The organism is Brevundimonas sp. SGAir0440, from assembly GCF_005484585.1.
Taxonomy (GTDB): Bacteria; Pseudomonadota; Alphaproteobacteria; order Caulobacterales; family Caulobacteraceae; genus Brevundimonas.
In genome coordinates, this window is sequence record NZ_CP039435.1 from 2,030,340 (window position 1) to 2,053,982 (window position 23,643).

The window sequence follows — 23,643 nt, forward strand, 5'->3', positions numbered from 1 at the left end:
GCAACCCATCGCCACGCCTGAGAGACGAGATTTACGCGCATGAGCAACGTCCGGACAGAGACCGACACCTTCGGCCCGATCGAAGTCGCCGCCGACCGCTACTGGGGCGCTCAGGCGCAGCGATCGCTGGGCAACTTCAAGATCGGCTGGGAGAAGCAGCCCCTGCCGGTCGTGCGCGCCCTGGGCATCGTCAAGCGTGCGGCCGCCGAGACCAACCGCGATCTGGGCAAGCTGGATCCAGCCCTGGCCGACGCCATCATCAAGGCCGCCAATGAGGTTATCGAAGGCAAGCTTAACGACCACTTCCCGCTGGTGGTCTGGCAGACAGGCTCGGGCACCCAATCGAACATGAACGCCAATGAGGTGATCTCGAACCGCGCGATCGAGATTCTGGGCGGCGAGATGGGCTCCAAGAAGCCGGTCCATCCCAACGATCACGTCAATATGAGCCAGTCGTCCAACGATACCTATCCCACGGCCATGCACGTCGCCTGCGCCGAACAGGTGGTCAATGAACTGATCCCGGCGTTGAAACATCTGCACGCCGCGCTGGACGCCAAGGCCAAGGCCTGGGGCCACATCATCAAGATCGGCCGCACCCATACCCAAGACGCCACGCCTCTGACGCTGGGCCAAGAGTTCGGCGGCTATGCGCAGCAGGTCGAGAACGGCATCAAGCGCATCGAACAGACGCTGCCGGCCCTGATGGAACTGGCGCAGGGCGGCACCGCCGTCGGCACCGGTCTGAACGCGCCCATCGGCTTCGCCGAGAAGGTTGCGGCCCAGATCGCCGAGATCACCGGCCTGCCCTTCACGACGGCCCCGAACAAGTTCGAGGCCCTGGCCGCCCACGACGCCATGGTCTTCAGCCACGGCGCCATCAACACGGTCGCCGCCAGCCTGTTCAAAATCGCCAACGACATCCGCTTCCTGGGCTCCGGCCCGCGTTCGGGTCTGGGCGAACTGGCGCTGCCGGAAAACGAGCCGGGCTCGTCGATCATGCCGGGCAAGGTCAATCCGACCCAATGCGAGGCCCTGACGCAGGTCTGCGTCCAGGTGTTCGGCAACAACGCCGCCTTGACCTTCGCCGGCTCGCAAGGCCATTTCGAGCTGAACGTCTACAATCCCGTAATGGCCTACAACTTCCTGCAGTCGGTGCGCCTGGTCGCCGACTCGGCCATCAGCTTCACCGACAACTGCGTCGTCGGCATCGAGGCGCGCGAGGACAATATTGCGCGCGGCCTGAACAACTCGCTGATGCTGGTCACCGCTTTGAACGGCAAGCTCGGCTACGATCTGTGCGCCAAGATCGCCAAGACCGCGCACAAGAACGGCACCACGTTGCGCGAAGAAGCTGTCGGCGGCGGCTATCTCACGGATGCTGAGTTTGATGAAGCCGTGCGGCCGGAGAAGATGATCTCGCCGGGCTGACATCCTCCAAGATTGAGATTTTTGAAACGCCGACGTCGCCTGACGTCGGCGTTTTCGTTTGGGTCAGGCCTTGTCGCGGATGGTGCGCCCGACCGGCGCCAGCGCCAGCTTGGCCAATTCGAGATCCTTCAGCGCAAACGGAATGCCGATGATGGACACGAACTCCGCCACGGCGATGAGCATGTGCGTCAGGGCGATGTACCAGCCGGCCACGACGAACCAGACCACGTTCAACACGACGCCGACGCAGCCAGCGACGGGATGCGTGTCCTGCCACACGATCTCGCGGCCGAAGGGCCAGAACGAATAGCTGGCGATGCGCCACGCCGCGAACGTCCACGGTAGGCCGACGACGGTCAACGCCAGGATCGCGCCGCCTAGCAGCCACAGCAGGCCGGAAATCCAGCCGCCGAAGATGAGCCAGAGGGCATTCAGGATCAGGCGCATCGAGACAGGCTCCAATGTCGCCCAATGCGACACATCTCAGATAAGCAAAAGGCCCCGCTTATGCAGCGGGGCCTTTATTAAATCGGCTTCAGATCGGCCTTAGTGCGGCTTCTCGGTCCAGCGCGCCTTGGCGTCGTCTTGGGTCAGGCTCAGATGGACGTGCTTGTCGTCAACCCGTTCGACCCAGCTGACCGGGATCATGTGGTGCTTGAAGCCGCCGGCGAAATCCAGCTTCGCCAGTTCGATCTGATCGCCCAGGACGTGATCGACCCGGCCCACGTGACCGCCGTCCGAGCCTACGACTTCGAGGTGTTCCTTGATGAGCGAAACGTCAACCATGTGTATCTCCAGCAGTTTGGTTTGTCCTGCCGATGAGAACACACCCGGCCTTCGACGGTTTCAAACGGCGACGCTTGTTCATCGCCTTGATGACAGGATTAGCCAGGACGCGGTAGAAGCCGGCGTTCATACGGAACCGGAACTCAAGACATGCGGCGGATTGGATCAGGCCTGTTGGGCGTCCTCATGGTCTTGGCCTTGTCGGCGTGTGGAACACTGGATCGCCCGACCGGCCCTCTTCGGATTACCGACAGCACGCTCGTCAAGGCGGAAGACCCTCGCATCCGCGCCAGCGACAGCGCGCGTTTGCAGGCCTTCACGCAGGAAATCGGTCAGCGGCTTCGGCCCGACAAGCCAACCTCGATCCTGGCGCTGTCCGGCGGCGGCGCAAATGGAGCCTACGGCGCCGGGCTGCTGGTCGGTTGGACCGAACAGGGCGATCGCCCCACGTTCGACGTGGTCACCGGCGTCAGCACCGGGGCGCTTGCCGCGCCATTCGCCTTTCTTGGAAGGGATTGGGACGACGAACTTCAGCACGCCTACACCAGCGGCGCCGCCAGCAATTTGCTGAGCTGGCGCAGTTTCGCCGCCTTCCTGAACCCGAGCCTGTTCTCGTCACAGGTCCTGCGCAATCTGGTGGACGAGAACGTCACCCCTGAACTGATGCAGGCCGTCGCGCGCGAGCACGCCAAGGGCAGACGCCTGCTGGTAGCGACGACCGATCTCGACAGCGAGGAAACCGTCATCTGGGACATGGGTCTTTTGGCGACCCAGGGCGACGAGAACGCCCGCGAGCTGTTCAAGGAAGTGCTGGTCGCCTCGGCCAGCATTCCCGGCGTCTTTCCTCCGGTTCTGATCGCCGGGCTTCAGGACGACGACAAGGTGGTTCTGGAAATGCATGTCGACGGCGGCGTCAACACGCCGTTCCTGGCCATCCCTGAAGACCTGATGCTGTGGACCCGTCCAAAGGACGAAGGGCGTGTCGGCGCCCTCTATGTCATCGTCAATGGCCAGGTCGGCCGCAACGACGGCGTTACGCCCGGCCGCCTGTCGGGGATCCTGGGGCGGACCTATGACAGCATGAGCAAGTCGTCGCTGCGCATCCATCTGGCGGTGACGGCGGCGTTTGCTCGGCGCAATGGTCTGGACATGGCCCTGTCGGCCATTCCAGACAATGTCGCCGCCTCCAGCCTGAAGTTCGATCAGGAGACCATGACGGCCATGTTCGAACTGGGTCGCCAGCGCGGACGCGGCGCCGGTGCCTGGACACGGCTGGGCGAGCGCCCGGCGGATCAGCCCTTCATCCCCCAGACGACAATTTCGGAGTCTCAGGTGCCGGCTGTGCTGACGCCCGAGCCCTCGGCGAAACCGTCGGCGGATATGCCCCCCGCTGACAAGCCCACGTCGTAGTCATGGGCGAGATCATCAATCTGAACCGGGCGCGAAAGGCTCGCGCCAAGGCCGAGGACAAGGCGCTGGCCGCCGCCAATCGCGCGGCGCACGGACGCTCCAAGGCCGAAAAGACCCTGTCCGCTCTTGAGCGTCATCGCGCTGAGAAGCAGTTGGACGGTCAGCAGCTGGAGCCGAAAGCCGACGAATGACGGCTCAGGCCTTGGGCGCGCGGATCAGCATGACCTGCCCCGCCAGCACAAGCGCCAGCCCGATCAGGGCGCTCCAGCCGAAACGCGCGCCCTCAAACAGCACAGACACCAGCATGGCGATGGGCGGCGTCAGAGCAGAGATGTAGCTGGCCAGGGCATAGCCGCGTTGGCGCGCGATGGTGAAGTACAGGCCGAAAGCGATCACCGACCCAAACAGCGACAGATAGAGCAGCGACAGGACATAGTGCGGCGTCGGCTCGATCCGCCACACCACGCCGGTCGCCATGCCGTACAGCGCCAACATCGCTGTGCCATAGGCCATCGCCCAGGAGGTGGCGGCCATGACGGGTGCGCCCGCCTGCTGTCCCTTCCAGGCAGCCCAGTTGCCGAGCGCCGAAGCCAGGACAGCGGTCAGGGCGAAGATGACGCCCAGCCCCGGATTGAGGCCGGCGCCTGCCGCCGTGATCTGGCCGTAGGACAAGACCCCGACGCCCATGACGCCCAGTACTGCGCCGATCCACGCCGCCGGCGCCGCCTTCTCTCCGCCCAGCAGCCGAAACAGGATCAGGTTCACAAAGGCCAGGGCGGCGAAGATGACCGCGACCACAGCCGACGCAACCTGCCCTTCCGCCGCATAGACGAAGCCATAGCTGGCCGCGAAGACGAAGGCGCCCTGCCCGATGGCGGCCAGATGCTGGCTGCGCGTCAGACCCAGCGGCCGGCGCGTCACGGCGCAGAAGCCGAACAGGACCGCCGACGCCAGACCAAACCGCCAGACGATGGAGACGATGGAATCAACCGGCCCCAGCTGCAGGGTGATCGCGTACCAGGTCGTGCCCCAGATCAGGGCGCAGATGGCGATCGCGACGATCGCGAAGGGGCGGCTCAAGGGTTGACCTCCGGCGGTGGACGGCCCGCATAACACGCTCTGGCGCCAGGCGCCCTCACGTCTTGCGCCTGAGTGTGACACACTGGACGCCGCCAAGGAGATCACCATGCGATACGCCCCCCTGATCCTGCCCGCCGCGTTGGTCCTTGCGGCCTGCGCCGCCACGCCGGACGTGACGACCGGAACGACGATGGTGAACGTAACGGCCACCTATCGCGAAAGGATCATGCTGCCGCCCGGCCATGTCCTGACCGTCAGGGTTGAGGATGTCAGTCTGGCCGACGCGCCCGCCAAGATTCTCGCCGAAACTAGCGAGCCGCTGACCGGCGCCCCGCCCTATCGCGTCACCCTGGGCTTTCCGACATCTGAGATCAATCCGCGCCACACCTACGCCGCGCGCGCCGAGGTCCGCGACGCGGCCGGCGCCCTGGTTTTTGTCACAGACACCCGACACGCGATCCTGACGAACGGCGCGCCGGCCTCGGCCGAGATCGTGCTGAAGTCCGCGCGTTGAGCAGCCTCAGCAAACGTTCGGTCGCCCTCGCCGGCCATGCCACTTCGGTGGCGCTGGAGCCGGAGTTCTGGGCCGTGCTGGACCGGATCGCGGCTGCCCGAAGCCTCAGCAAGGCGCAGCTTCTGGCCGAAATCGACGCCGGTCGCGGCCGACGCCCCCTCGCCTCCGCCTGTCGCCTGCTGGCGCTGGACTGGGTGGCGGATCATGGAAGACCGGCGTAGCGTCGATCCAACGGAGACTTGATCATGTCCGACAATCGTCTGCTTCCATCCGCCGTGGTTGGCGGTCTTCTGGCTGTCGGCTTCATCGGCGCCGGCGCGCTGATCGGTCAGGGCGTCATTCACGCGCGCGCCGGCGACCGCACCGTGACGGTGCGCGGCCTGTCCGAACGCAATGTGAAGGCGGACCTTGCCGTCCTGCCGCTACGCTTCACCGCCTCGGGCGATGTCCTTTCGGAAGTTCAAACCAAGATCGACGGCGATCTGGCGCTGGTCCGCCGCTTCCTAACCGCCCAGGGCTACCCTGCCCAGGCCATCGAATTGGGCCGGTTGGAGGTGGCCGACACCCGGTCGCGAGAATACGCCGCCCAGAACGGCGGTCCACGCTTCATCCTGGCTCAGACGGTGATCGTGCGGACCAGCGATGTCGCCCGAGTTCAGGCAACTACGCGACTGCTCAACGATCTGGTGCGTCAGGACGTGGTGCTGCAGGACTTCCAGGGTCCGTCCTACATCTTCACCAAGTTGAACGATGTGCGCCCGCAAATGATCGCCGAGGGTACAGCGGCGGCGCGCACCGGCGCGGAACAGTTCGCCAAGGACAGCGGAACGCCCTTGGGCCCGATCCGTCAGGCCACCCAGGGCTCGTTCGAAATCCTGCCGCGCGATGGCGCAGCCGGTGACGAGGCCGCCTCCATCGACAAGAAGATCCGGGTCGTCACGACCATCACCTATAGTCTGAAGTAGTCTCGGGCGGTACGCCGTCGGAGGATTGCGGTCGCCCGATGAAATCGACGTCGGCGTGCGGATCTTGACCCATCTCGACCAACACGACCCAGACGGCCAGGATCACGAACATTCCGACCATGCCCAGAACGAAGGCCCACCACCCGGACTTCTTGCCGCGTGGTTTGCGGTGTGACGCCGCGTCCCTTTTGTCAGTGTTCTGCTGCATCGCACCTTAGGAACCGGCCGTCGATCCGCCGGGTTCCGAGGTTTGATTGTGGCGGCGGCCCTGACATTGCCGCGCGGTCACCTTATGTTCCGGTTCGATTCTGACTGACGGATAGTTTTGCGCCTGTGACTGATCTTCCCGCCCCCCGCATTTCCGACCTCGCGCGCGCTCGTGCGCCCGAGGGCGAGGCGCCGCGTGATTATCTGAAGGGGCTGAACCCGGAGCAGCGCGAGGCGGTCGAGACGACCGAGGGTCCGGTTCTGGTGCTTGCGGGCGCCGGCACGGGCAAGACCCGCGTCCTGACGACACGGCTGGCGCACATTCTGGCGACAGGCCGGGCCAAGCCGTGGGAGCTGCTGGCCGTCACCTTCACCAACAAGGCCGCGCGCGAAATGCGCGAGCGCATCACGCATCTGATCGGCCCGTCCGCCGAGGGCCTCCGCTGGCTTGGCACCTTCCACTCCATCGCCGCCCAAATCCTGCGTCGCCACGCCGAACTGGTCGGTCTGAAATCCAGCTTCACCATCCTGGACACCGACGACCAGGAACGGGTGCTGAAGCAGCTGCTGGAAGCGGCCAACATCGACACCAAACGCTGGACGCCCAAGTCGCTCTCCAGCCTGATCGATCACTGGAAGAACCGCGGCTGGACGCCGGACAAGCTGCCGCCGGGCGAGGACTTCGCCAACGGCAAAGGTCAGGGCCTGTACGCTGCCTATCAGGCGCGCTTGCGCAGCCTGAACGCCTGCGACTTCGGCGATCTGCTGCTGCACAACATCACCATCCTGTCGCAGCATGCGGACCTGGCTGAGGAATATCGCCGCCGCTTCCGCTACATCCTGGTGGACGAATATCAGGACACCAACGTCGCCCAGTATCTGTGGCTGCGGCTGCTGACGGCCTCGACCGGCAATGTCTGCTGCGTCGGCGACGACGATCAATCGATCTACGGCTGGCGCGGGGCCGAGGTGGACAACATCCTGCGCTTCGAGCGGGACTTCCCCGGCGCCAAGATCGTCAAGCTGGAGCGGAACTATCGCTCGACCAGTCATATTTTGGGCGCGGCGTCCGGCCTGATCGCCGCCAACCGCGACCGGCTGGGCAAGACCCTGTGGACCGAGGACGACAGCGGCGACAAGGTGCGCGTCCGCGGCGTCTGGGACGGCGAGGCCGAAGCGAGGCTGATCGCCGACGAGATCGAGACCGCGCGGCGTCCCCACGCCGGCGAACCGGGCCTGAAATACAAGGACATGGCTATTCTGGTCCGCGCCTCGTTCCAGATGCGCGCCTTTGAAGAACGCCTGGTGATGCTGGCAATTCCTTACACCGTCATCGGCGGGCCGCGCTTCTTCGAGCGCGCCGAGATTCGCGACGCCCACGCCTATCTGCGCCTGATCCTGTCGGAAGACGACGACCTCGCCTTCGAAAGGATCGTCAATGTGCCCAAACGCGGCATCGGCGACACCAGCGTGCAGAAAATCCTGCAACTGGCCCGCCAGCACGATCTGTCGGCCCTGACCGCCGTGCGGGGCCTGATCAATACCGACGAGCTTCAGGCCCGTACGCGCACCGCCCTGTCCAACTTCGTGCGCGACATCGACCGCTGGCGTCAACTGTCCGAGACCACGCCCCATTGGCAGGTCATGGAGACGGTGCTGGAGGAGAGCGGCTACACCGACATGCAGAAGGCCGACCGCACCAGCGGCCAGACCCGCCTGGAGAACCTGAAGGAACTGACCCAGTCGATGCAGCAGTTCGAGACGCTTCAAGCCTATCTGGAGCACGTCTCTCTGGTTATGGATCTGGAGCGCGCGACCAGCGACGATCCCAACGGCGACGGCGCGGTGCAGATCATGACCCTGCACGGCGCCAAGGGGCTGGAGTTCCCGCTGGTCTTCCTGCCGGGCTGGGAGGAAGGCGTCTTCCCCAGCCAGCGCAGCATCGATGAGAAGGGCGAAAAAGGCCTCGAGGAGGAACGTCGCCTGGCCTACGTTGGCGTCACCCGCGCCAAGCAGGACGCCCGCATCTCCTTCGCCGCCAATCGGCTGGTCTATGGACGCTGGACCTCCCAACTGCCCAGCCGCTTCGTCGACGAACTGCCCATCGCCCACGTCGATCCCCAATCCGACACCGGCTACTACGGCGCATCGACCGGCATGAAGGAGGCCAAGAGCCGCTGGGACGACACGCCATCCTTTGGCAGCGGCTATTCCTCCCCCGGCTGGAAACGCGCCCAATCCTTCACCGCCGCCCAGACCCCGGCCAAGATTCCCGCGCGCAAGGCCGTCATCGAAGGCGACGGCCGACTGATCGCCACCGCCGACCCCAAATCCAGCTCAGGCTGGAAAAAGGGCGAACGCGTCTTCCACCAGAAGTTCGGCTACGGAAACGTGCGCGTGGTTGAAGGCAACAAACTGTTGGTCGAGTTTGAAAAGGCCGGGGAGAAGCGCGTCATCGACAGCTTTGTCGAGAAGGCCTAACCCGGCGCTCTGACCCAATGAACGGAGCCGACCATGGCGGGCCTCAAGGACAAGCGCGGCTTCATCGACAAGGATCGCATCGACCTGACCGAGCGTCAGTCGGTCGAATACTGGATGAAGCGTTGGGGCGTGACCAAGGACCAGATCACCGCCGCGCACCGCAAGGTTGGGCGCATGACCAAAGATATCGCGGCGGAACTGGGCAAGAAGCGGTGACGCCGCCTTCCTAAATGAGAAACGGCCCCGGAGCACTCCGGAGCCGTTTTGGTTTCTGGCTTAGATGTGGATCACACGCCCATAGGCGTCCAGCGCCGCCTCGTGCATGGCCTCCGACATGGTCGGGTGCGGATAGACGATGCCGTGGATGTCTTCTTCCGTCGCCTCCATGGTGATGGCGGTGACATAGCCCTGGATCATCTCGGTCACTTCATGACCGATCATGTGCGCCCCGATCAGGGCGCCGGTCTTGGCGTCGAAGATCACCTTGACGAAGCCGTCGGTGTCGCCCGAGGCGATCGCCTTGCCGTTCACGCGGAACGGGAAGCGGCCGATTTTCACGTCGCGCTTTTCGGCGCGCGCAGCCTGTTCAGTGACGCCGACCGAGGCCACTTGCGGCTGAGCATAGGTGCAGCCGGCGATGGGCGAATGGACGTTGGGTGTCTTGTAGCCGGCGATATGTTCAGCGGCGTGGATGCCTTCGTGCGACGCCTTATGCGCCAGCCAGGGCGCGCCGGCGCAGTCGCCGATGGCGTACAGACCCTTGACGTTGGTCTGGCAGTGGGCGTCGATCTTGACGTGGCCGCGGTCCATTTCCAGACCCAGTTCTTCCAGGCCGATGCCGTCGGTGTTGGCGGTGATGCCGACGGCCGAGATGCAGACCTCGGCCTCCAGCGTCTCGGCCTTGCCGCCGATCTCCACGGAGACCTTCACGCCCTTGGCGTCCTTGCTCACCTTGGTGACCTTGGCGCCCAGCTTGAACTTCATGCCGCGCTTTTCAAACGACTTCTGGGCCGCCTTGGAGACCTCTTCGTCCTCGACCGGCATGATGCGATCCACCGCCTCGACCACGGTCACGTCACAGCCTAGGGCGCGATAGAAGCTGCCGAACTCGATCCCGATGGCGCCCGAACCGATCACGACAATCGACTTGGGCATGAATTTCGGCGCCATGGCCTCGCGATAGGCCCAGATACGATCACCGTCGGCTTCCAGCCCGATCTGCGGCAGGGCCCGCGCACGGGCGCCGACGGCCAGCATCACCGACTTGGCCTCAAGCGCGCGCGAACCGCCCGCTTTCAGAGCGACGACGACCTTGGGCGCGGCGGCGCCCTTCTCCAGCTTGGCCGAACCTTCGATCACCTCGATCTTGTTCTTCTTCATCAGGAAGCCGACGCCCTGATTCAGCTGTTTGGCCACGCCGCGCGAGCGCTGAATGATGGCGTCGAAATCGAACGACGCGCCGGACGCCGACACTCCGTACTCATTCAGATGGCTCAGGCTCTCGAACTTCTCGCCCGACTTCAGCAGGGCCTTGGTGGGGATGCAGCCCCAGTTCAGGCAGATGCCGCCCAGGTTCTCGCGCTCGACGATGGCGACCTTCAGGCCCAACTGGCTGGCGCGAATGGCCGCGACGTAACCGCCGGGGCCCGAGCCGATGACGACGAGATCGAATTCAGCAGCCATTAGATCAACTTCTCGATGTCGGCCTTGATGGCCTCGGGTTCAGTCTGCGGGGCATATCGGGCGACGACCCTGCCCTCGCGGTCGGTCAGGAACTTGGTGAAGTTCCACTTGATGGCTTTGGAGCCCAGGAAGCCGCGCTTCTGTTCGGTCAGCCAGGCGTAAAGCAGATGGCGGTTCGGTCCGTTGACCTCCACCTTGTCGAACAAGGGGAAGGTCACATCGAAACTGGTGGCGCAGAAGGCGGCGATTTCCGCCGCCTTGCCCGGCTCCTGCTCGCCAAACTGGTTGCAGGGAAAGCCCAACACCTCGAACGGCTGATCGGCGAACGCGCGGTGAAGCTTTTCCAGACCGTCGTATTGGCCGGTGAAGCCGCACTTGGACGCCGTATTGACGATCAGCAACGCCTGACCGCGAAAGCGATCGAGCGAAACGTCCGTGCCGTCGATGGCGCGGGCGGAGAAGTCATAGACCGAGGTCATGACCTCACCCTCCCTTTAGGCCAGCATCGCGACGGGATCTTCGATCAGCGGCTTGAACGCCTGCAGGAAGCGGGCGCCGGTCGCGCCGTCCACCACGCGGTGATCGCAGGTCAGGGTTACGGTCATGACCGTGGCCGGCACGACCTGGCCGTTCTTGACGACCGCGCGTTGCTCGCCCGCGCCCACGCTCATGATGCAGCCCTGCGGCTCATTGATGATCGAGGTAAACTGTTTGATGCCGAACATCCCCAAGTTGGACACCGAGAAGGTGCCGCCCTGGAACTCTTCGGGCTTCAGCTTGCGGTCGCGGGCGCGCTTGGCCAAATCTTTGGACTCGGTCGCGATCTGCGCCAGCCCCTTGGTTTCGGCCTTCTTGATGATCGGGGTGATCAGGCCGCCGTCGATCGCCACCGCCATCGAGACATCGGCGTTATGGTGCATGGCGATGCCTTCGGGCGTGTAGGAGGCGTTGGCCTCCGGCACCATCTTCAGGGCCAGGGCGGCGGCCTTGATGACGAAGTCGTTGACCGAGACCTTGATCCCTTGCGGCTCCAGCATCTTGTTGACCTTGGCGCGCACGGCCATCAGCTGGTCGATCTCGCAATCGATGAACAGCGGGAAGTGAGGCACATTCTGGACGCTGTCGACCATGCGACGCGCCACCGCCTTCTTCATGCCGTCCAGCGGGATCAGGTCATAGCTGCCGTCCGGAATGCCCATCTGCGCCAGCGACTGCGTCTTGCGCGGCTCGGCTGCGGTCGCGGCGGCCGACGCCGATGCGGTCGCAGGCTGAGCCGACGCCTTGCCGGCGGCCTCGACGTCGCGTTTGACGATGCGGCCGTGGGGACCGGTGCCCTTGATCGACTTCAGATCGACGCCGTTCTGGGCGGCGATACGTCGAGCGAGCGGCGACGAGAAGATGCGATCTCCGCTATCCGACTTCGGCGCGGCGGGCGCCGGAGCGGCAGGCGTGGTGACCTTGGGCGCCTCGGCAGCAGCGGGGGCGGCCTCGGCCTTGGACGCCTCCTCCGTCTTGGCGGCGGTTTTTTCAGCCGGCTTGGGCGCGGCCGCGCCGCTCTCGTCCTTCAGGCGGGCGATGGGCGTATTGACCTTCACGCCTTCCGTGCCTTCAGCGACCAGGATGTCGGTGACTTCGCCCTCGTCCACGGCCTCGACTTCCATCGTCGCCTTGTCGGTTTCGATCTCGGCGATCACGTCGCCGGCGGAGACGACGTCTCCGACCTTGACGTGCCACTTGGCCAGAACGCCCTCCTCCATGGTCGGAGACAGGGCCGGCATCAGGATGTCGGTCATCAGGCGTTCCCCCCGGTTGGCGTAATCGGTTCGGCGACAGTGCGGACGTCATTCGCCTTCACCACTTCGCTGAGACCTTCGAGGATGCGGTGGTAGGCCGCAGTTTCATCGTGTTGGTGCCGCACGGCATAACCATGCGCCATATGTCGAGCTGCATAGGCCAGCAGCCGGCCGAACTGTATGGGATCGTTGAAGGCCGGCTTGACGGACATCACCGGCTCGTCCTTCGACCACCACATCCGAAGGACTTCGATGGCCTTCGGGTCAGCAGCGACGCTGTCTGGCGTCGTCAGCATGAACTCCGATGCCTCGGTCATGCCATCACCTGCTTCACGGCCGCGATGATCTTGTCCACGCCTGGCAGCGACAACACTTCCAGATTGGCGGCGTAGGGCAGCGGCACGTCTTCCTGGTGCACGCGCAGCGGCGGGGCATCCAGATAATCGAAGGCGTGCTCGATGACGCGGGCCACGACCTCGGCGCCGACGCCCATCGGACCCCAGCCCTCTTCGGCAGAGACCAGGCGGTTCGTCTTCTTGACGCTCTCGACGATGGTCTCGTGATCCAGGGGGCGCAGAGTGCGCAGGTCGATCACCTCGGCCTCGATACCCTCCTCGGCCAGCTTCTCGGCGGCCTGCAGGGCGAAGCCGACCATCCGGCTGTGGGCGGTGATGGTGACGTCCTTGCCTTCGCGGCGGACCTTGGCCTTGCCGATTGGCAGGACATAATCCTCGACCTCCGGCACATCGAACTCCAGGCCGTACATCATCTCGTGTTCGAGGAAGACGACCGGGTTCGGGTCACGGATGGCGGCTTTCAGCAGGCCTTTGGCGTCGGCCGCGTCATAGGGTGCGATGACCTTCAGACCAGGCACCTGAGCATACCAGGCCGAATAGTCCTGGCTGTGCTGGGCGCCGACGCGCGAGGCGGCGCCGTTCGGACCGCGGAACACGATAGGCGCGCGGATCTGACCGCCCGACATATAGAGCGTCTTGGCGGCCGAGTTGATGATGTGGTCGATCGCCTGCATGGCGAAGTTGAACGTCATGAACTCGACGATCGGCTTCAGGCCCGACATGGCCGCGCCGACACCCAGGCCGGCAAAGCCGTGCTCGGTGATCGGGGTATCGACGACGCGCTGGTCGCCGAATTCCTGCAGCAGGTCGCGGCTGACCTTGTAGGCGCCCTGATACTGGGCGACTTCCTCGCCGATCAGGAAGACGCGATCGTCGCGGCGCATCTCTTCGGCCATGGCGTCACGCAGGGCGTCGCGCACGGTCGTCTTGACCAGTTTGGCGTCGGCCGGAATTTCCGGGTCGCGCAGTTCGACCTTGGGCGTCGCAGCCTCGACCGGCGCCTTTTCGGGATCGCCGGTCTTGCCTTCGGCCGCAGCCTTGGGCGCCCCAGCCTCGCCCTTTGCGGATTCCGCCTTCGGCGCAGGCGTCGCTGCGCCGTCTTCGCCGGCCAGACGCGCGATCGGCGTGTTGACCTTCACGTTCTCGGAGCCTTCGGCGACCAGTATTTCCAGCACTTCGCCTTCATCCACGGCCTCGACTTCCATCGTCGCCTTGTCGGTTTCGATCTCGGCGATCACCTGACCGGCCGACACGGTGTCGCCCGCCTTGATGTGCCACTTGGTCAGCGTGCCCTCTTCCATCGTGGGGGACAGCGCCGGCATCAGAATGTCGGTCACGGATCAGGCCTCCACGTAAACGTCGGTATAGAGCTCGGACGGATCGGGTTCCGGGCTCTCTTGGGCGAATTGAACAGCTTCGGCGACGATCGCCTTGATCTCGTTGTCGATGGCCTTGAGCTCGTCCTCGGTCGCATTGGCGGCCGACAGCAGCGTCTTCAGGTGATCGATCGGGTCGCGGGTCTTCTTGACCTCGTCGACCTCTTCCTTGGTCCGGTACTTGGCGGGGTCGGACATGGAGTGACCCCGATAGCGATAGGTCTTCACTTCCAGGATGAAGGGACCGCCGCCTTCGCGGGCGCGCTTGACCGCACGGGCCGTCGCGTCGCGCACGGCCAGCACGTCCATGCCGTCGACCTGCTCGCCCGGAATGCCGAAGCTGGCGCCGCGCTGATACAGTTCGGTCGTCGAGGACGAGCGCTCGATGCTCGTGCCCATGGCGTACTGGTTGTTCTCGATGATGTAGATGGCCGGCAGCTTCCAAAGCTGCGCCATGTTGAAGCTTTCGTACACCTGCCCCTGGTTCGAGGCGCCGTCGCCGAAATAGACGAAGGCCACCGAATCGTCGCCGCGATACTTGCCGGCGAAGGCCAGGCCGGTGCCCAGCGCCACCTGGGCGCCGACGATGCCGTGACCGCCGTAGAAGCCGGTCGGCACGTCGAACATGTGCATCGATCCGCCCTTGCCCTTTGACGAACCGCCGCTGCGGCCGGTCAGCTCGGCCATGACTTCTTTCGGATCCATGCCCGCGGCCAGCATGTGGCCGTGGTCGCGATAGCCGGTGATGATCTTGTCGTGGCCCTGTTTGACGCTCTCCTGAACGCCGACCGCCACGGCCTCCTGGCCGATGTACAGGTGGCAGAAGCCGCCGATCAGACCCATGCCGTAGAGTTGGCCCGCACGCTCTTCGAAGCGACGGATCAGAACCATCTCGCGATAGAAGCGCAGAAGGTCTTCCTTGGACGCCGTCGGCGTGTTGGGCAGTTTGTCAGGCGTGGTCGTCTGAGCGGATTTGGCTGGGGCTTTCGCCATCCGGTATCTCCCGGCTAGGCGCCGAGAACCGACGCCTTCTTATCGTTACGGAAAGGGGCTTTAGCAGCCTTCCTTCCGGTAACGCAAAGGGGTGCGGGTCGCCCTGTAACAATAGTTCAAGTGGTGAAGGTGGCTTAGCCTTGGGCGGCCGGGGCCGAGACGCGGATCACATAGTCACGCGGATCGGAGAAACCCAGGACGGCGCGCGCGCGCTCTTCCAGAAGGTCGCGAGACAGGCTGTCGGTGCGCAGATAGCGAACTCGTGTCTCAAGATCGCGGCGCTGCTCGGTCAGATGCGCCAACTGGTCCTCGCGTTGCCCCAGAAGGGCGTCGCGAGACGAGCCGCTCAACAGTCCGCGCTCGCCCGTCAGCGCCTGCACCCCGAGATAGGCCAGAAGCAGCAACAGGGCGAGGGACAGGCGGTAAGGTTTCATCCGTTCGGGCACTTGAGACGCTCCTTCTGAGCGCGAAAACACAGTTCAGAAACCGTGCCCGAAAATGCCTAACGAAATGTAGCTCGACCGTAAGATAGTCGGCGGAAAACGCTGATTCCCCGCCGACAATTCCGATCTCTATTTCAGCAGCATGCCGTCGCCGAAATAGACGCCCTGGTCGCCCAGCATTTCCTCGATGCGGAGCAACTGGTTGTACTTCGCCACCCGATCGGAGCGAGCCAAAGAGCCGGTCTTGATCTGCCCGCAGTTGGTCGCCACGGCCAGGTCGGCGATGGTGTAGTCCTCGGTCTCGCCCGACCGGTGGCTCATCACAGCGGTGTAGCCCGCGCGGTGGGCCATATCCACGGCGTCCAGGGTTTCCGACAGGGTGCCGATCTGGTTGACCTTGATCAGGATCGAGTTCGCCAGACCTTCGCCGATACCCGCGGCCAGACGCGCCGGATTGGTCACAAACAGATCGTCGCCGACCAGTTGGACCCGGTCGCCCAGGCGCTCGGTCAGCAGGCGCCAGCCGTCGAAGTCATCCTCGGCCATGCCGTCCTCAATCGACACGATCGGGAAGCGTTCGCACAGATCAACCAGGTAGGCGGCCATGCCTTCGGAATCGACGGTCTTGCCCTCGCCGGCCATGACGTATTTGCCGTCCTTGAAGAACTCGGTCGAAGCGACGTCGAGGCCCAGGTGGAAGTCCTCGCCCGCGAGGTAGCCCGCCGCCTGGCCCGCCTTGGTGATGAAGCTCAGCGCCTCATCGGCCGACGCCAGATTCGGCGCAAAGCCGCCCTCGTCGCCGACGTTGGTGTTGTGCCCGGCGTCCTTCAGTTGCTTCTTCAGGGCGTGGAAGATTTCGGCGCCCATGCGCACGGCGTCCGAAAAGGTCTCGGCGCCCGTAGGCAGGATCATGAACTCCTGGATGTCGATCGGATTATCGGCGTGGGCGCCGCCGTTGATGATGTTCATCATCGGGGTCGGCAGGACGCGGGCCGAGACGCCGCCCAGATAGCGATACAGTTCCTGATTGGCCGACAGGGCGCTGGCCTTGGCGACGGCCAGAGACACCCCCAGGATCGCATTGGCGCCCAGACGGCCCTTGTTGGGCGTGCCGTCCAGTTCGATCATCGCCTCGTCGATCCGGCGCTGCTGCTCGGCGTCCATGCCGGACAGGGCGTCGAAGATTTCGCCGTTGACGGCGTCGACCGCCTTCTGGACGCCCTTGCCGCCCCACATGTCCTTGTCGCCGTCACGCAGTTCGACGGCTTCGTGCGCACCCGTGGACGCGCCGGACGGAACGGCGGCGCGGCCGAAGGAACCGTCTTCCAGCGTGACATCGACCTCGACCGTCGGATTGCCCCGGCTGTCGAGGATCTGGCGGGCGACGATGTCGGCGATGTCGGTCATGGCTCGGCTCTTTGGCTCAAGGGGCAAGGGAGGTCAGACGGTTTAGCCGCCTCCCCGCCAAACGCCAATGCCGACATCGTCGCCGAGCGTCAGGAACAGCCTTCGACCAGCTGGATCGAAGGATCGCCCGCATGGACCATCATCACCTTGCCGTCGCTGCCGATCTCGTATCGAACGCCGCGCGCCGACGGATCGGTGACATAGGTCGTCGATCCGCCCTTCGACCAGACGAACAGATCCTCGGCCGGCGCCTCCTGGTATTTGTGCGGCTGGGCGAAGACCGCGCCGCCATAGGCCTGCTTGATCGCCATGGCCGTATCGCCCACCCCGAACCCGCGATCGGTCTTGGTCGTCGCACCGCGCGCCAGGGTGATTCGCGTCAGCACGCCATTCTGGATCATCACCTGCACATCGGCCGGCGCCTTCGCGGGATGGAACTGGTCACAGACTTCAGGCTCGGCGCCGCCGACGGCGTTCGGTTGAGAGTCCTCGCCCCAGACCTTCACCAGCTCGGCGCGCGTCATGCCGATTCGCACCGGGCCCAGACCTTCGGCCGTCAACGCATTCGGATCGGCTGCGGGCCTAGCGGGCATCTCGTTCGAGGATGCGACGGGCGGTGCAACCGGCTCCGAGGCGCGCTCCTCTACGCGATTGCAGGCGGCGAGGGTCAGCAGCGCACAGGCGCTGACGGCGGTGAAACGAATCATCATGCGGCGTCTCCAATGGAAGCTTCACCGCATTGAACGCACGAAAACGGCGCGCGGCTCACCGCGCGCCGTCGAAATCGTCATCCGACCGAAGTCGGGATCGCCTGAAAGACTAGTCTTCCTTCGGCGTGATGACCTGGCGACCGCGATAGGTGCCGGTCTTCAGGTCGATGTGGTGCGGGCGCTTGAGCTCGCCAGTGTCCTTGTCCTCGACGTAGACGTTCGAGGTCAGGGCGTCGTGGGCGCGGCGCATGTTGCGACGCGAGGGAGATACTTTGCGCTTCGGAACGGCCATGTCCGTCTCAATCTTCTAAGTCGGGCGCCGCCCAGAGCCGAGCTCCGTCTAGCGCGAAAACAATAGCGGCGGCCCTCAGGACCGCCACGCGAGGCGCGGCTTATGCATGAACCGCGCGACGATTTCAAGGCGTTTAAGCAGGCGTCAGACGCCGGACGATCTTCGCAGGATTGCCGACCACCACCACGTCGGACGGCACGTCCTTCGTCACGACCGATCCCGCGCCGATCACCGAACGATCGCCGATGGTGACGCCCGCCAGAACGATCGCGCCGCCGCCGATCCAGACGTCGTCCCCGATGACGATCGGCCGCGCCGTCTCTTCGCCGCGGCGGGCCACCGCGTCCAGCGGATGCTCCGGTGTCAAAAGCTGTACGCCTGGCCCAGCCTGGAAGTTGTCGCCGATACGGATCTCGGCGCAATCCAGGAACACGCAGTTGGCGTTCGCAAAGGCCCGCGCGCCCAGATGAATGTTGACGCCGTAGTCGCAGAAGAAGCCCGGCATGATGATCGCCTTGCCGTCGGCCGCACTGACCAGTTCGTTGACCAGGGCGCCGCGCCGGTCGCGATCCGGCTCGGCGTTGATGGCGACGGTCAGGGCCACGGCGCGGGCTCGGCCATCGCGCAGATCGGGATCGCCCGGATCATAGGGCAAGCCCGCCAGCATCTTCTCGCGCTCTGTCATGCGTCCTCCATCAGAGCGGCAGCCACCGCTTCCCCAATGGCCGGCGAACTGGTCAGGCCGGGACTTTCGATGCCGAACAGGGCCATCAGGCCATCGATGCCGTGATGTTCGCGGCCATGAAGCTGGAAGTCCGGTTGCGGCTCGCCCGGCCCATGCAGTTTGGGCCGAATGCCGGCGTAGTCCGGCGTCAGGGCGCCGTCGGGCAATCCCGGCCAGAAACGGCGAATATAGGTGGCGAACTCGTCCGCCTTGGCCGGATCGACCGAATAGTCCTCGGTGTCGACATAGGCCAGGTCGGGGCCGAACACGGCCTGACCGCCCAGATCCTTGCGATAGTGGGTGCCCAGCGCGCCGGGGATAGGCGGCGGATAGATCAGGCGGTCGAACGGCGCCTTGCCCGTCAGCCGGAAATAGACGCCCTTGCCGAAATGTCCGGCAGGGATGTCGCCGGGCGGATAGCCTTCGATCAACGCCGCCACCGCCTGAGCCGACAGTCCGGGCGCGGTGACCAGAAGGCGGCTCGTGACCTGCATCGTCCCCTCCCCGCCGACACGGATCGTGAAGCCGCCGCCCGCCAGCGGCTCTGCGCCCTCGAACGGCGCCGAGACCACGACCGATCCGCCCGCATCCTCGATCTCGCCCTGCAGGGCCAGCATATAGCCGTGGCTGTCGAACAGGCCGCTCTCGGGCGACAGGATGGCGGCGTGGGCGTTCAGCTCCGGCTCAAGCGCCCGCGCCTGGGCGCCGGTCAGATGCGCCAGCCCCTCGACGCCATTCGCCGTCGCCTGTTCGAAGATGGCCTCGATCCGCTCGACCTCTGATTCCTGCGTCGCCACGACCACCTTGCCGCATTTCCAGTGGTCGATCTTGCGGCTGGCGAGGAAGTCGTAAAGGGCGCGGCGTCCCTCGACGCAGAAGCGGGCCTTCAGCGATCCGGTCGGATAATAGAGGCCGCCGTGAATGACCTCGGAGTTACGCGAGGAGACGCCCTGGCCGATGTGGCCCTCCTTCTCCAGCACTAGCACCGTCAGGCCCCGTTTCGACAGCGCCCGACCGCAGGCCAGGCCCACAGCCCCGGCGCCCACGACGGTCGCGTCGAAATCGAAACTCATCGGCCGCCGTATCTCCGCTTCGCCTCGGCCTCGAAACAGCCGATCAGCTTTTCCACGGCCCGGTCGAAGTTCGCCGACAGCATCATGTCTAGCATCCGGGATTTGAAGGCGAAGTCGATCATGAACTCCAGCCGCGTGCCGTCGAGATGAGGAAAGAACTCCCAACGGTTCTTCAAGTGCTTGAAGGGACCGCGCAGCAAGCCGACCTCGACCTTGGGCGCATTGCGATCATACCGGACCCAGGTGGAGAATCGCTCCTTCAGGAAGGAAAAGCCGACGCTGGCCTCCGCGTCCTGCAAGCCGACGCCCTCGCCTTCCTCGCGCGCGTTCCAGACGCGCATCGACGTCACCCACGGCACGAAGTCGGGATAGGCGCGCACGTCGGCGACCAGATCGGCAAGCTGTTCGGGCGCATAGGGAAGAATGCGCGTGACGCGGTGGACGGCCATGCGGGATTTAGCGGCGCAGCTGCGCCTCGCGCGCGGCCTTCAGCCGGGCGAAGTCGTCGCCGGCGTGGTGCGACGAACGCGTCAGCGGGCTGGACGACACCATCAGGAAGCCCTTGGCCCGGGCGATCGCCTCATAGGCCTTGAACTCTTCCGGGGTCACGAACCGGTCGATCGCGGCGTGTTTGCGCGTCGGCTGAAGATATTGGCCGATGGTGATGAAGTCGACGCCGGCGGACCGCATGTCGTCCATCACCTGCATGACCTCTTCCTTGGTCTCGCCCAGGCCGACCATGATGCCGGACTTGGTGAACTGGTTCGGGTCCCGCTCTTTGACCATCTGCAACAGGCGCAGGCTGTGGAAGTAGCGCGCGCCCGGCCGGATCTTCAGATACAGGCGCGGCACGGTCTCGAGGTTGTGATTGAAGACGTCGGGCTTGGCGTCGATCATCACGGCCGCCGCCCCGTCCTTTCGCAGGAAGTCGGGCGTCAGGATCTCGATGGTGGTGTCCGGCGCCTGGATGCGGATCTGGCGCACCACTTCGGCGAAGTGGGCCGCACCGCCGTCGGCCACATCGTCGCGATCGACCGAAGTGATGACGACGTGGTTCAGACCCATCTGCTGTACGGCGAGGCCTACCTTGCCCGGCTCTTCCGGGTCCAGCGGCTGGGGCAAGCCCGTCTTGACGTTGCAGAAGGCGCAGGCCCGCGTGCAGGTGTCGCCCATGATCATCAGGGTGGCGTGTTTCTGGCTCCAGCACTCGCCGATGTTCGGGCAGGCCGCCTCTTCACAGACCGTCACCAGCCCCTTGGAACGAACGATCTCCTTGGTGGCGTTGTATTGACCGGAGCCCGGCGCCTTGACCCGCAGCCAGTCGGGCTTTTTCAGAACGACCGACTCGGGCCGGTTCTGCTTTTCGGGGTGGCGCAGCTCGGACGGCTTGCGCTGAAGGGTGTCGATCAGGGTGACCATGGCCGGTATTTCGGACTTTGAGGCCGTTTAGGCAAGGCACACCGCGTAACAGACTTGCCGCAGGCGTGATCGCGCATCGGAACTCACGCGACGTTACGCATCTTTTCAAGATGCGGCGGCGTCATTAATGACAGTCGCCCAAACAACAGAGAGGGCCGCCCGCGTCCTCCGTAGGAGACGCGCTTGCGCCAGGCCCTGGATCCCTCGCTTTACGACTCGACCCTGATCGATGCCCTGATCGATGCGCGGTCGCGGTTCGGCGACAAGGAAATCCTGGAGGATCAGGACCGGCATCCGTTGACCTACACCGGCTTGATCCGCGCCGCCTTCGTGCTGGGCCGCAAGATCGCCAATATGACCGACAAGGGCGAGCGGGTCGCCATCCTGCTGCCCTCGTCCATGGGCGTCGTCGTCACCTTCTTCGGTCTGCACGCCCACGGTCGTGTGCCGGTGATGCTGAACTTCACCGCCGGCGAAGCCAATCTGAAGGCGGCGATCAAGGCCTCCGGCGTCAAGAAGGTGCTGACCGCCAAACGCTTCATCGACCAGGCCAAGCTGGACGACCTGATCGTCGAACTGAAGACGGTGGCCGAGGTCGTCTGGCTGGACGACGTGCGCAAGACCATCGGCCTGGCCGACAAACTCTATGGCCTCGCCGCCGGCGCGGCGCCCAAGCGGTTTCGCGTGAAGACGGACCCCGACGCGCCGGGCGTCGTCCTGTTCACCTCCGGCAGCTTCGGCACGCCAAAGGGCGTCGTGCTCAGCCAGAAGAACCTCGTCGCCAATGCGCGTCAGGTGGCGGCCCATATCGACCTGTCGCCGGACTGGGTGATGTTCAATCCCTTGCCGACCTTCCACTGTTTCGGCCTGACAGGCGGGGTCATCCTGCCGCTGCTGCAGGGGTTGAAGGCCTTCCAATATCCGTCGCCGCTGCACGCCAAGCAGATCACCGACCTGCTGCCTCAGGTAAACGCCTCGATCCTGTTCGCGACCGACACCTTCCTGAACCAGTACGGCCGCGTCGCCGAACCGAACGACTTCTCGACGCTGAAGTTCGTCGTCGCCGGCGCCGAGAAGGTGCGCGAGGAAACCCGAACCCTGTTCAACACCAAGTTCGGCGGCGTCGAACTTCTGGAAGGCTATGGCGCGACCGAGGCCTCGCCTGTCATCGCCGTCAACCATCCCGACCGCAACGCGCCCGGCACGGTCGGCCAGGTGCTGCCTGGCATCGACTGGAAGCTAGAACCGGTCGAGGGCATCGACGCAGGCGGTCGCCTGATGCTGCGCGGTCCCAATGTCATGAGCGGCTATGTCACCTCGGCCGAGCCCCTGCAGTGGGATCCGATCGGCGACGACTGGCTGGACACCGGCGACATCGTCGATGTGACCGACGACGGCTATGTCACCATCCGCGGCCGCGCCAAGCGCTTCGCCAAGATCGGCGGCGAGATGGTCTCGCTGACCGCCGTCGAAGGGATCGCCGGCGCCGTCTGGCCGGATCAGCGCCACGCCGTCGTGTCGATTCCGGACAGCCGCAAGGGCGAGAAGCTGGTGCTCGTCACTGACCACGCAGACGCCGAGGTCGCTCCCCTGGCTGAATGGGCGCGAACCAACGGTGCGCCCGAACTGATCGTGCCGAAAAAGATCGTCAAGGTCGCCGAGGTCCCCGTCCTGGGCACCGGCAAGACAGACTATGTGTCGATCCAGAAGATGGTCGAGGCGGAGAAGGCGGCCTGATCAGCCGATCCGGACGCCCGTCATAGAGATCGAGCCGCCGTCGATGCGGTCGTTGAAGAAGCTGACCGCCTCGCCCGGCTCTTGCTGGGCGGCGATGTAAAGCACCGGCAGGAAATGTTCGTCGGTCGGCACGCTTAGCTGCGCGTCCTCGGCCAGACCTACCCAATCGATCAGCGCCTCATGGTCGCCCCGGTCGAACGCCGCCTTCACCGCCTCGTTGAAGCCGGTCGCCCAAGCGTAGGGTTCTGCGCCGTCCTCGCGTTTCCAGGTCCGCAGATTGTGCACGAAGTCGCCCGAGCCGGCGATGACGATCCCCTCGTCGCGCAGCGGTTTCAGCGCCTTGGCCAGGTCGTAATGCTGGCGCGCCGTCAGCTCGCGGTTCAGCGACAACTGAACCACAGGCACGTCCGCCTCGGGCCACACATGGCACAGCACCGACCAGGTCCCGTGATCCAGGCCCCACGCTCGCGTCTGGACGGCCCCGGTCAGCGCCGACACCCGCGCCGCCAAGGCCGGCGACCCGGGCGCCGGATACTGCATCTGATGAAGTTCGCGCGGGAAGTTGCCGAAGTCGTGAATGGTTTCGGGCTTCTCCTGCGCGGTCACGCCCAGCCCGCGCGTCTCCCAGTGGGCGGAGATCATCACCACGCCCTTGGGCTTGCCGATCGCCTCGCCCAGCGCCCGCCAAGCGGCCCCATAGGGACCGCCGAGCGCGTTCATGGGCGAACCGTGGCCGAAGAAGACGGCGGGCTGGCGCATCGGA

General features: G+C 65.0%; 27 protein-coding genes. 9 read left to right on the plus strand and 18 right to left on the minus strand.

Features of this window, described 5'->3' with window-relative positions; all coding sequences use genetic code 11:
• The first annotated feature begins 39 nt into the window (after positions 1-39).
• Positions 40-1,431, plus strand: coding sequence for a class II fumarate hydratase (gene fumC, locus E7T10_RS10055; RefSeq protein ID WP_137721680.1), 1,392 nt, complete (start codon positions 40-42; stop codon positions 1,429-1,431).
• Between the two features lie 63 nt (positions 1,432-1,494).
• On the opposite strand, the gene E7T10_RS10060 is transcribed toward fumC, so the two are convergent.
• Both E7T10_RS10060 and E7T10_RS10065 read right to left on the minus strand, forming a co-directional pair.
• Entirely contained in the window at positions 1,495-1,878 is a 384-nt protein-coding gene (locus E7T10_RS10060; RefSeq protein WP_137721681.1) for a YccF domain-containing protein, read from the minus strand.
• A gap of 99 nt (positions 1,879-1,977) precedes the next feature.
• A complete protein-coding gene (locus tag E7T10_RS10065) occupies positions 1,978-2,217 on the minus strand; it encodes a DUF2171 domain-containing protein (RefSeq protein WP_039243689.1) in 240 nt (79 codons plus the stop codon).
• 150 nt (positions 2,218-2,367) lie between these two features.
• On the opposite strand from E7T10_RS10065, the gene E7T10_RS10070 reads away from it, so the two are divergent.
• Together E7T10_RS10070 and E7T10_RS10075 are read left to right on the plus strand one after the other, a co-directional pair.
• Positions 2,368-3,627, plus strand: a complete 1,260-nt coding sequence (locus tag E7T10_RS10070) for a patatin-like phospholipase family protein (protein ID WP_137721682.1) — start codon at positions 2,368-2,370, stop codon at positions 3,625-3,627.
• A 2-nt stretch (positions 3,628-3,629) separates the two neighbouring features.
• Positions 3,630-3,818 (plus strand): DUF4169 family protein, encoded by a 189-nt coding sequence (locus E7T10_RS10075; RefSeq protein ID WP_137721683.1) that lies wholly within the window; start codon positions 3,630-3,632, stop codon positions 3,816-3,818.
• 4 nt (positions 3,819-3,822) lie between these two features.
• Here the strand turns inward: E7T10_RS10075 and E7T10_RS10080 are convergent, their stop codons facing one another.
• A complete protein-coding gene (locus E7T10_RS10080) occupies positions 3,823-4,707 on the minus strand; it encodes a DMT family transporter (RefSeq protein WP_137721684.1) in 885 nt (294 codons plus the stop codon).
• 106 nt (positions 4,708-4,813) lie between these two features.
• Here E7T10_RS10080 and E7T10_RS10085 point away from each other — a divergent pair, with 106 nt between their 5' ends.
• The 5 genes from E7T10_RS10085 (at position 4,814) to E7T10_RS10105 (ending at position 9,090) form a co-directional block, all read left to right on the plus strand.
• The gene (locus E7T10_RS10085) at positions 4,814-5,221 is read left to right on the plus strand and encodes a YbaY family lipoprotein (RefSeq protein ID WP_137721685.1); all 408 of its coding nucleotides are present in this window, start codon (positions 4,814-4,816) and stop codon (positions 5,219-5,221) included.
• Positions 5,218-5,442, plus strand: a complete 225-nt coding sequence (locus tag E7T10_RS10090; RefSeq protein ID WP_066624790.1) for a ribbon-helix-helix domain-containing protein — start codon at positions 5,218-5,220, stop codon at positions 5,440-5,442. The genes E7T10_RS10085 and E7T10_RS10090 overlap by 4 nt, the downstream gene beginning before the upstream one ends.
• Positions 5,443-5,466: 24 nt before the next feature.
• Entirely contained in the window at positions 5,467-6,186 is a 720-nt protein-coding gene (locus E7T10_RS10095) for an SIMPL domain-containing protein (protein WP_017504854.1), read from the plus strand.
• A gap of 333 nt (positions 6,187-6,519) precedes the next feature.
• Positions 6,520-8,874 carry an ATP-dependent helicase gene (locus tag E7T10_RS10100; protein WP_137721686.1) on the plus strand — a complete coding sequence of 785 codons (2,355 nt, stop codon included), beginning with the start codon at positions 6,520-6,522 and terminating at the stop codon, positions 8,872-8,874.
• Between the two features lie 33 nt (positions 8,875-8,907).
• Positions 8,908-9,090, plus strand: a complete 183-nt coding sequence (locus E7T10_RS10105) for a DUF3606 domain-containing protein (protein ID WP_026108366.1) — start codon at positions 8,908-8,910, stop codon at positions 9,088-9,090.
• Between the two features lie 60 nt (positions 9,091-9,150).
• On the opposite strand, the gene lpdA is transcribed toward E7T10_RS10105, so the two are convergent.
• From lpdA to lipA, 14 genes are all read right to left on the minus strand, one after another.
• Positions 9,151-10,557, minus strand: coding sequence for a dihydrolipoyl dehydrogenase (lpdA, locus tag E7T10_RS10110; RefSeq protein ID WP_137721687.1), 1,407 nt, complete (start codon positions 10,555-10,557; stop codon positions 9,151-9,153).
• Entirely contained in the window at positions 10,557-11,036 is a 480-nt protein-coding gene (locus E7T10_RS10115; protein ID WP_137721688.1) for a glutathione peroxidase, read from the minus strand. The genes lpdA and E7T10_RS10115 overlap by 1 nt, the downstream gene beginning before the upstream one ends.
• Positions 11,037-11,051: 15 nt before the next feature.
• A complete protein-coding gene (locus tag E7T10_RS10120; RefSeq protein WP_137721689.1) occupies positions 11,052-12,350 on the minus strand; it encodes a pyruvate dehydrogenase complex dihydrolipoamide acetyltransferase in 1,299 nt (432 codons plus the stop codon).
• Complete coding sequence (locus E7T10_RS10125; RefSeq protein ID WP_045810788.1) at positions 12,350-12,667, minus strand: DUF5076 domain-containing protein; 318 nt, start codon at positions 12,665-12,667, stop codon at positions 12,350-12,352. The genes E7T10_RS10120 and E7T10_RS10125 overlap by 1 nt, the downstream gene beginning before the upstream one ends.
• Entirely contained in the window at positions 12,664-14,043 is a 1,380-nt protein-coding gene (locus E7T10_RS10130) for a pyruvate dehydrogenase complex E1 component subunit beta (protein ID WP_137721690.1), read from the minus strand. The genes E7T10_RS10125 and E7T10_RS10130 overlap by 4 nt, the downstream gene beginning before the upstream one ends.
• Before the next feature lie 3 nt (positions 14,044-14,046).
• Complete coding sequence (gene pdhA, locus E7T10_RS10135; RefSeq protein WP_039243674.1) at positions 14,047-15,075, minus strand: pyruvate dehydrogenase (acetyl-transferring) E1 component subunit alpha; 1,029 nt, start codon at positions 15,073-15,075, stop codon at positions 14,047-14,049.
• A 134-nt stretch (positions 15,076-15,209) separates the two neighbouring features.
• Positions 15,210-15,509 (minus strand): septum formation initiator family protein, encoded by a 300-nt coding sequence (locus tag E7T10_RS10140; protein WP_017504845.1) that lies wholly within the window; start codon positions 15,507-15,509, stop codon positions 15,210-15,212.
• A 138-nt stretch (positions 15,510-15,647) separates the two neighbouring features.
• On the minus strand, positions 15,648-16,925 hold the full coding sequence (eno, locus tag E7T10_RS10145; RefSeq protein ID WP_039243670.1) for a phosphopyruvate hydratase: 1,278 nt from the start codon (positions 16,923-16,925) through the stop codon (positions 15,648-15,650).
• Between the two features lie 89 nt (positions 16,926-17,014).
• Positions 17,015-17,635: a hypothetical protein gene (locus tag E7T10_RS10150; protein ID WP_137721691.1), complete on the minus strand. Its 621-nt coding sequence runs from the start codon at positions 17,633-17,635 to the stop codon at positions 17,015-17,017.
• Between the two features lie 109 nt (positions 17,636-17,744).
• On the minus strand, positions 17,745-17,927 hold the full coding sequence (gene rpmF / locus E7T10_RS10155) for a 50S ribosomal protein L32 (RefSeq protein ID WP_026108365.1): 183 nt from the start codon (positions 17,925-17,927) through the stop codon (positions 17,745-17,747).
• A gap of 133 nt (positions 17,928-18,060) precedes the next feature.
• The gene (locus tag E7T10_RS16075; RefSeq protein ID WP_137721692.1) at positions 18,061-18,612 is read right to left on the minus strand and encodes a sugar O-acetyltransferase; all 552 of its coding nucleotides are present in this window, start codon (positions 18,610-18,612) and stop codon (positions 18,061-18,063) included.
• Positions 18,609-19,724: an NAD(P)/FAD-dependent oxidoreductase gene (locus tag E7T10_RS10165; protein WP_137721693.1), complete on the minus strand. Its 1,116-nt coding sequence runs from the start codon at positions 19,722-19,724 to the stop codon at positions 18,609-18,611. Before E7T10_RS10165 ends, E7T10_RS16075 begins: the two co-directional genes overlap by 4 nt.
• Entirely contained in the window at positions 19,721-20,173 is a 453-nt protein-coding gene (locus tag E7T10_RS10170; protein WP_137721694.1) for a type II toxin-antitoxin system RatA family toxin, read from the minus strand. Before E7T10_RS10170 ends, E7T10_RS10165 begins: the two co-directional genes overlap by 4 nt.
• Before the next feature lie 7 nt (positions 20,174-20,180).
• A complete protein-coding gene (gene lipA / locus E7T10_RS10175) occupies positions 20,181-21,143 on the minus strand; it encodes a lipoyl synthase (RefSeq protein ID WP_017504838.1) in 963 nt (320 codons plus the stop codon).
• A gap of 183 nt (positions 21,144-21,326) precedes the next feature.
• On the opposite strand from lipA, the gene E7T10_RS10180 reads away from it, so the two are divergent.
• On the plus strand, positions 21,327-22,880 hold the full coding sequence (locus E7T10_RS10180; protein ID WP_137721695.1) for an AMP-binding protein: 1,554 nt from the start codon (positions 21,327-21,329) through the stop codon (positions 22,878-22,880).
• Here the strand turns inward: E7T10_RS10180 and ygiD are convergent, their stop codons facing one another.
• Complete coding sequence (ygiD, locus tag E7T10_RS10185) at positions 22,881-23,639, minus strand: 4,5-DOPA dioxygenase extradiol (RefSeq protein WP_137721696.1); 759 nt, start codon at positions 23,637-23,639, stop codon at positions 22,881-22,883.
• Between the last annotated feature and the right edge of the window lie 4 nt (positions 23,640-23,643).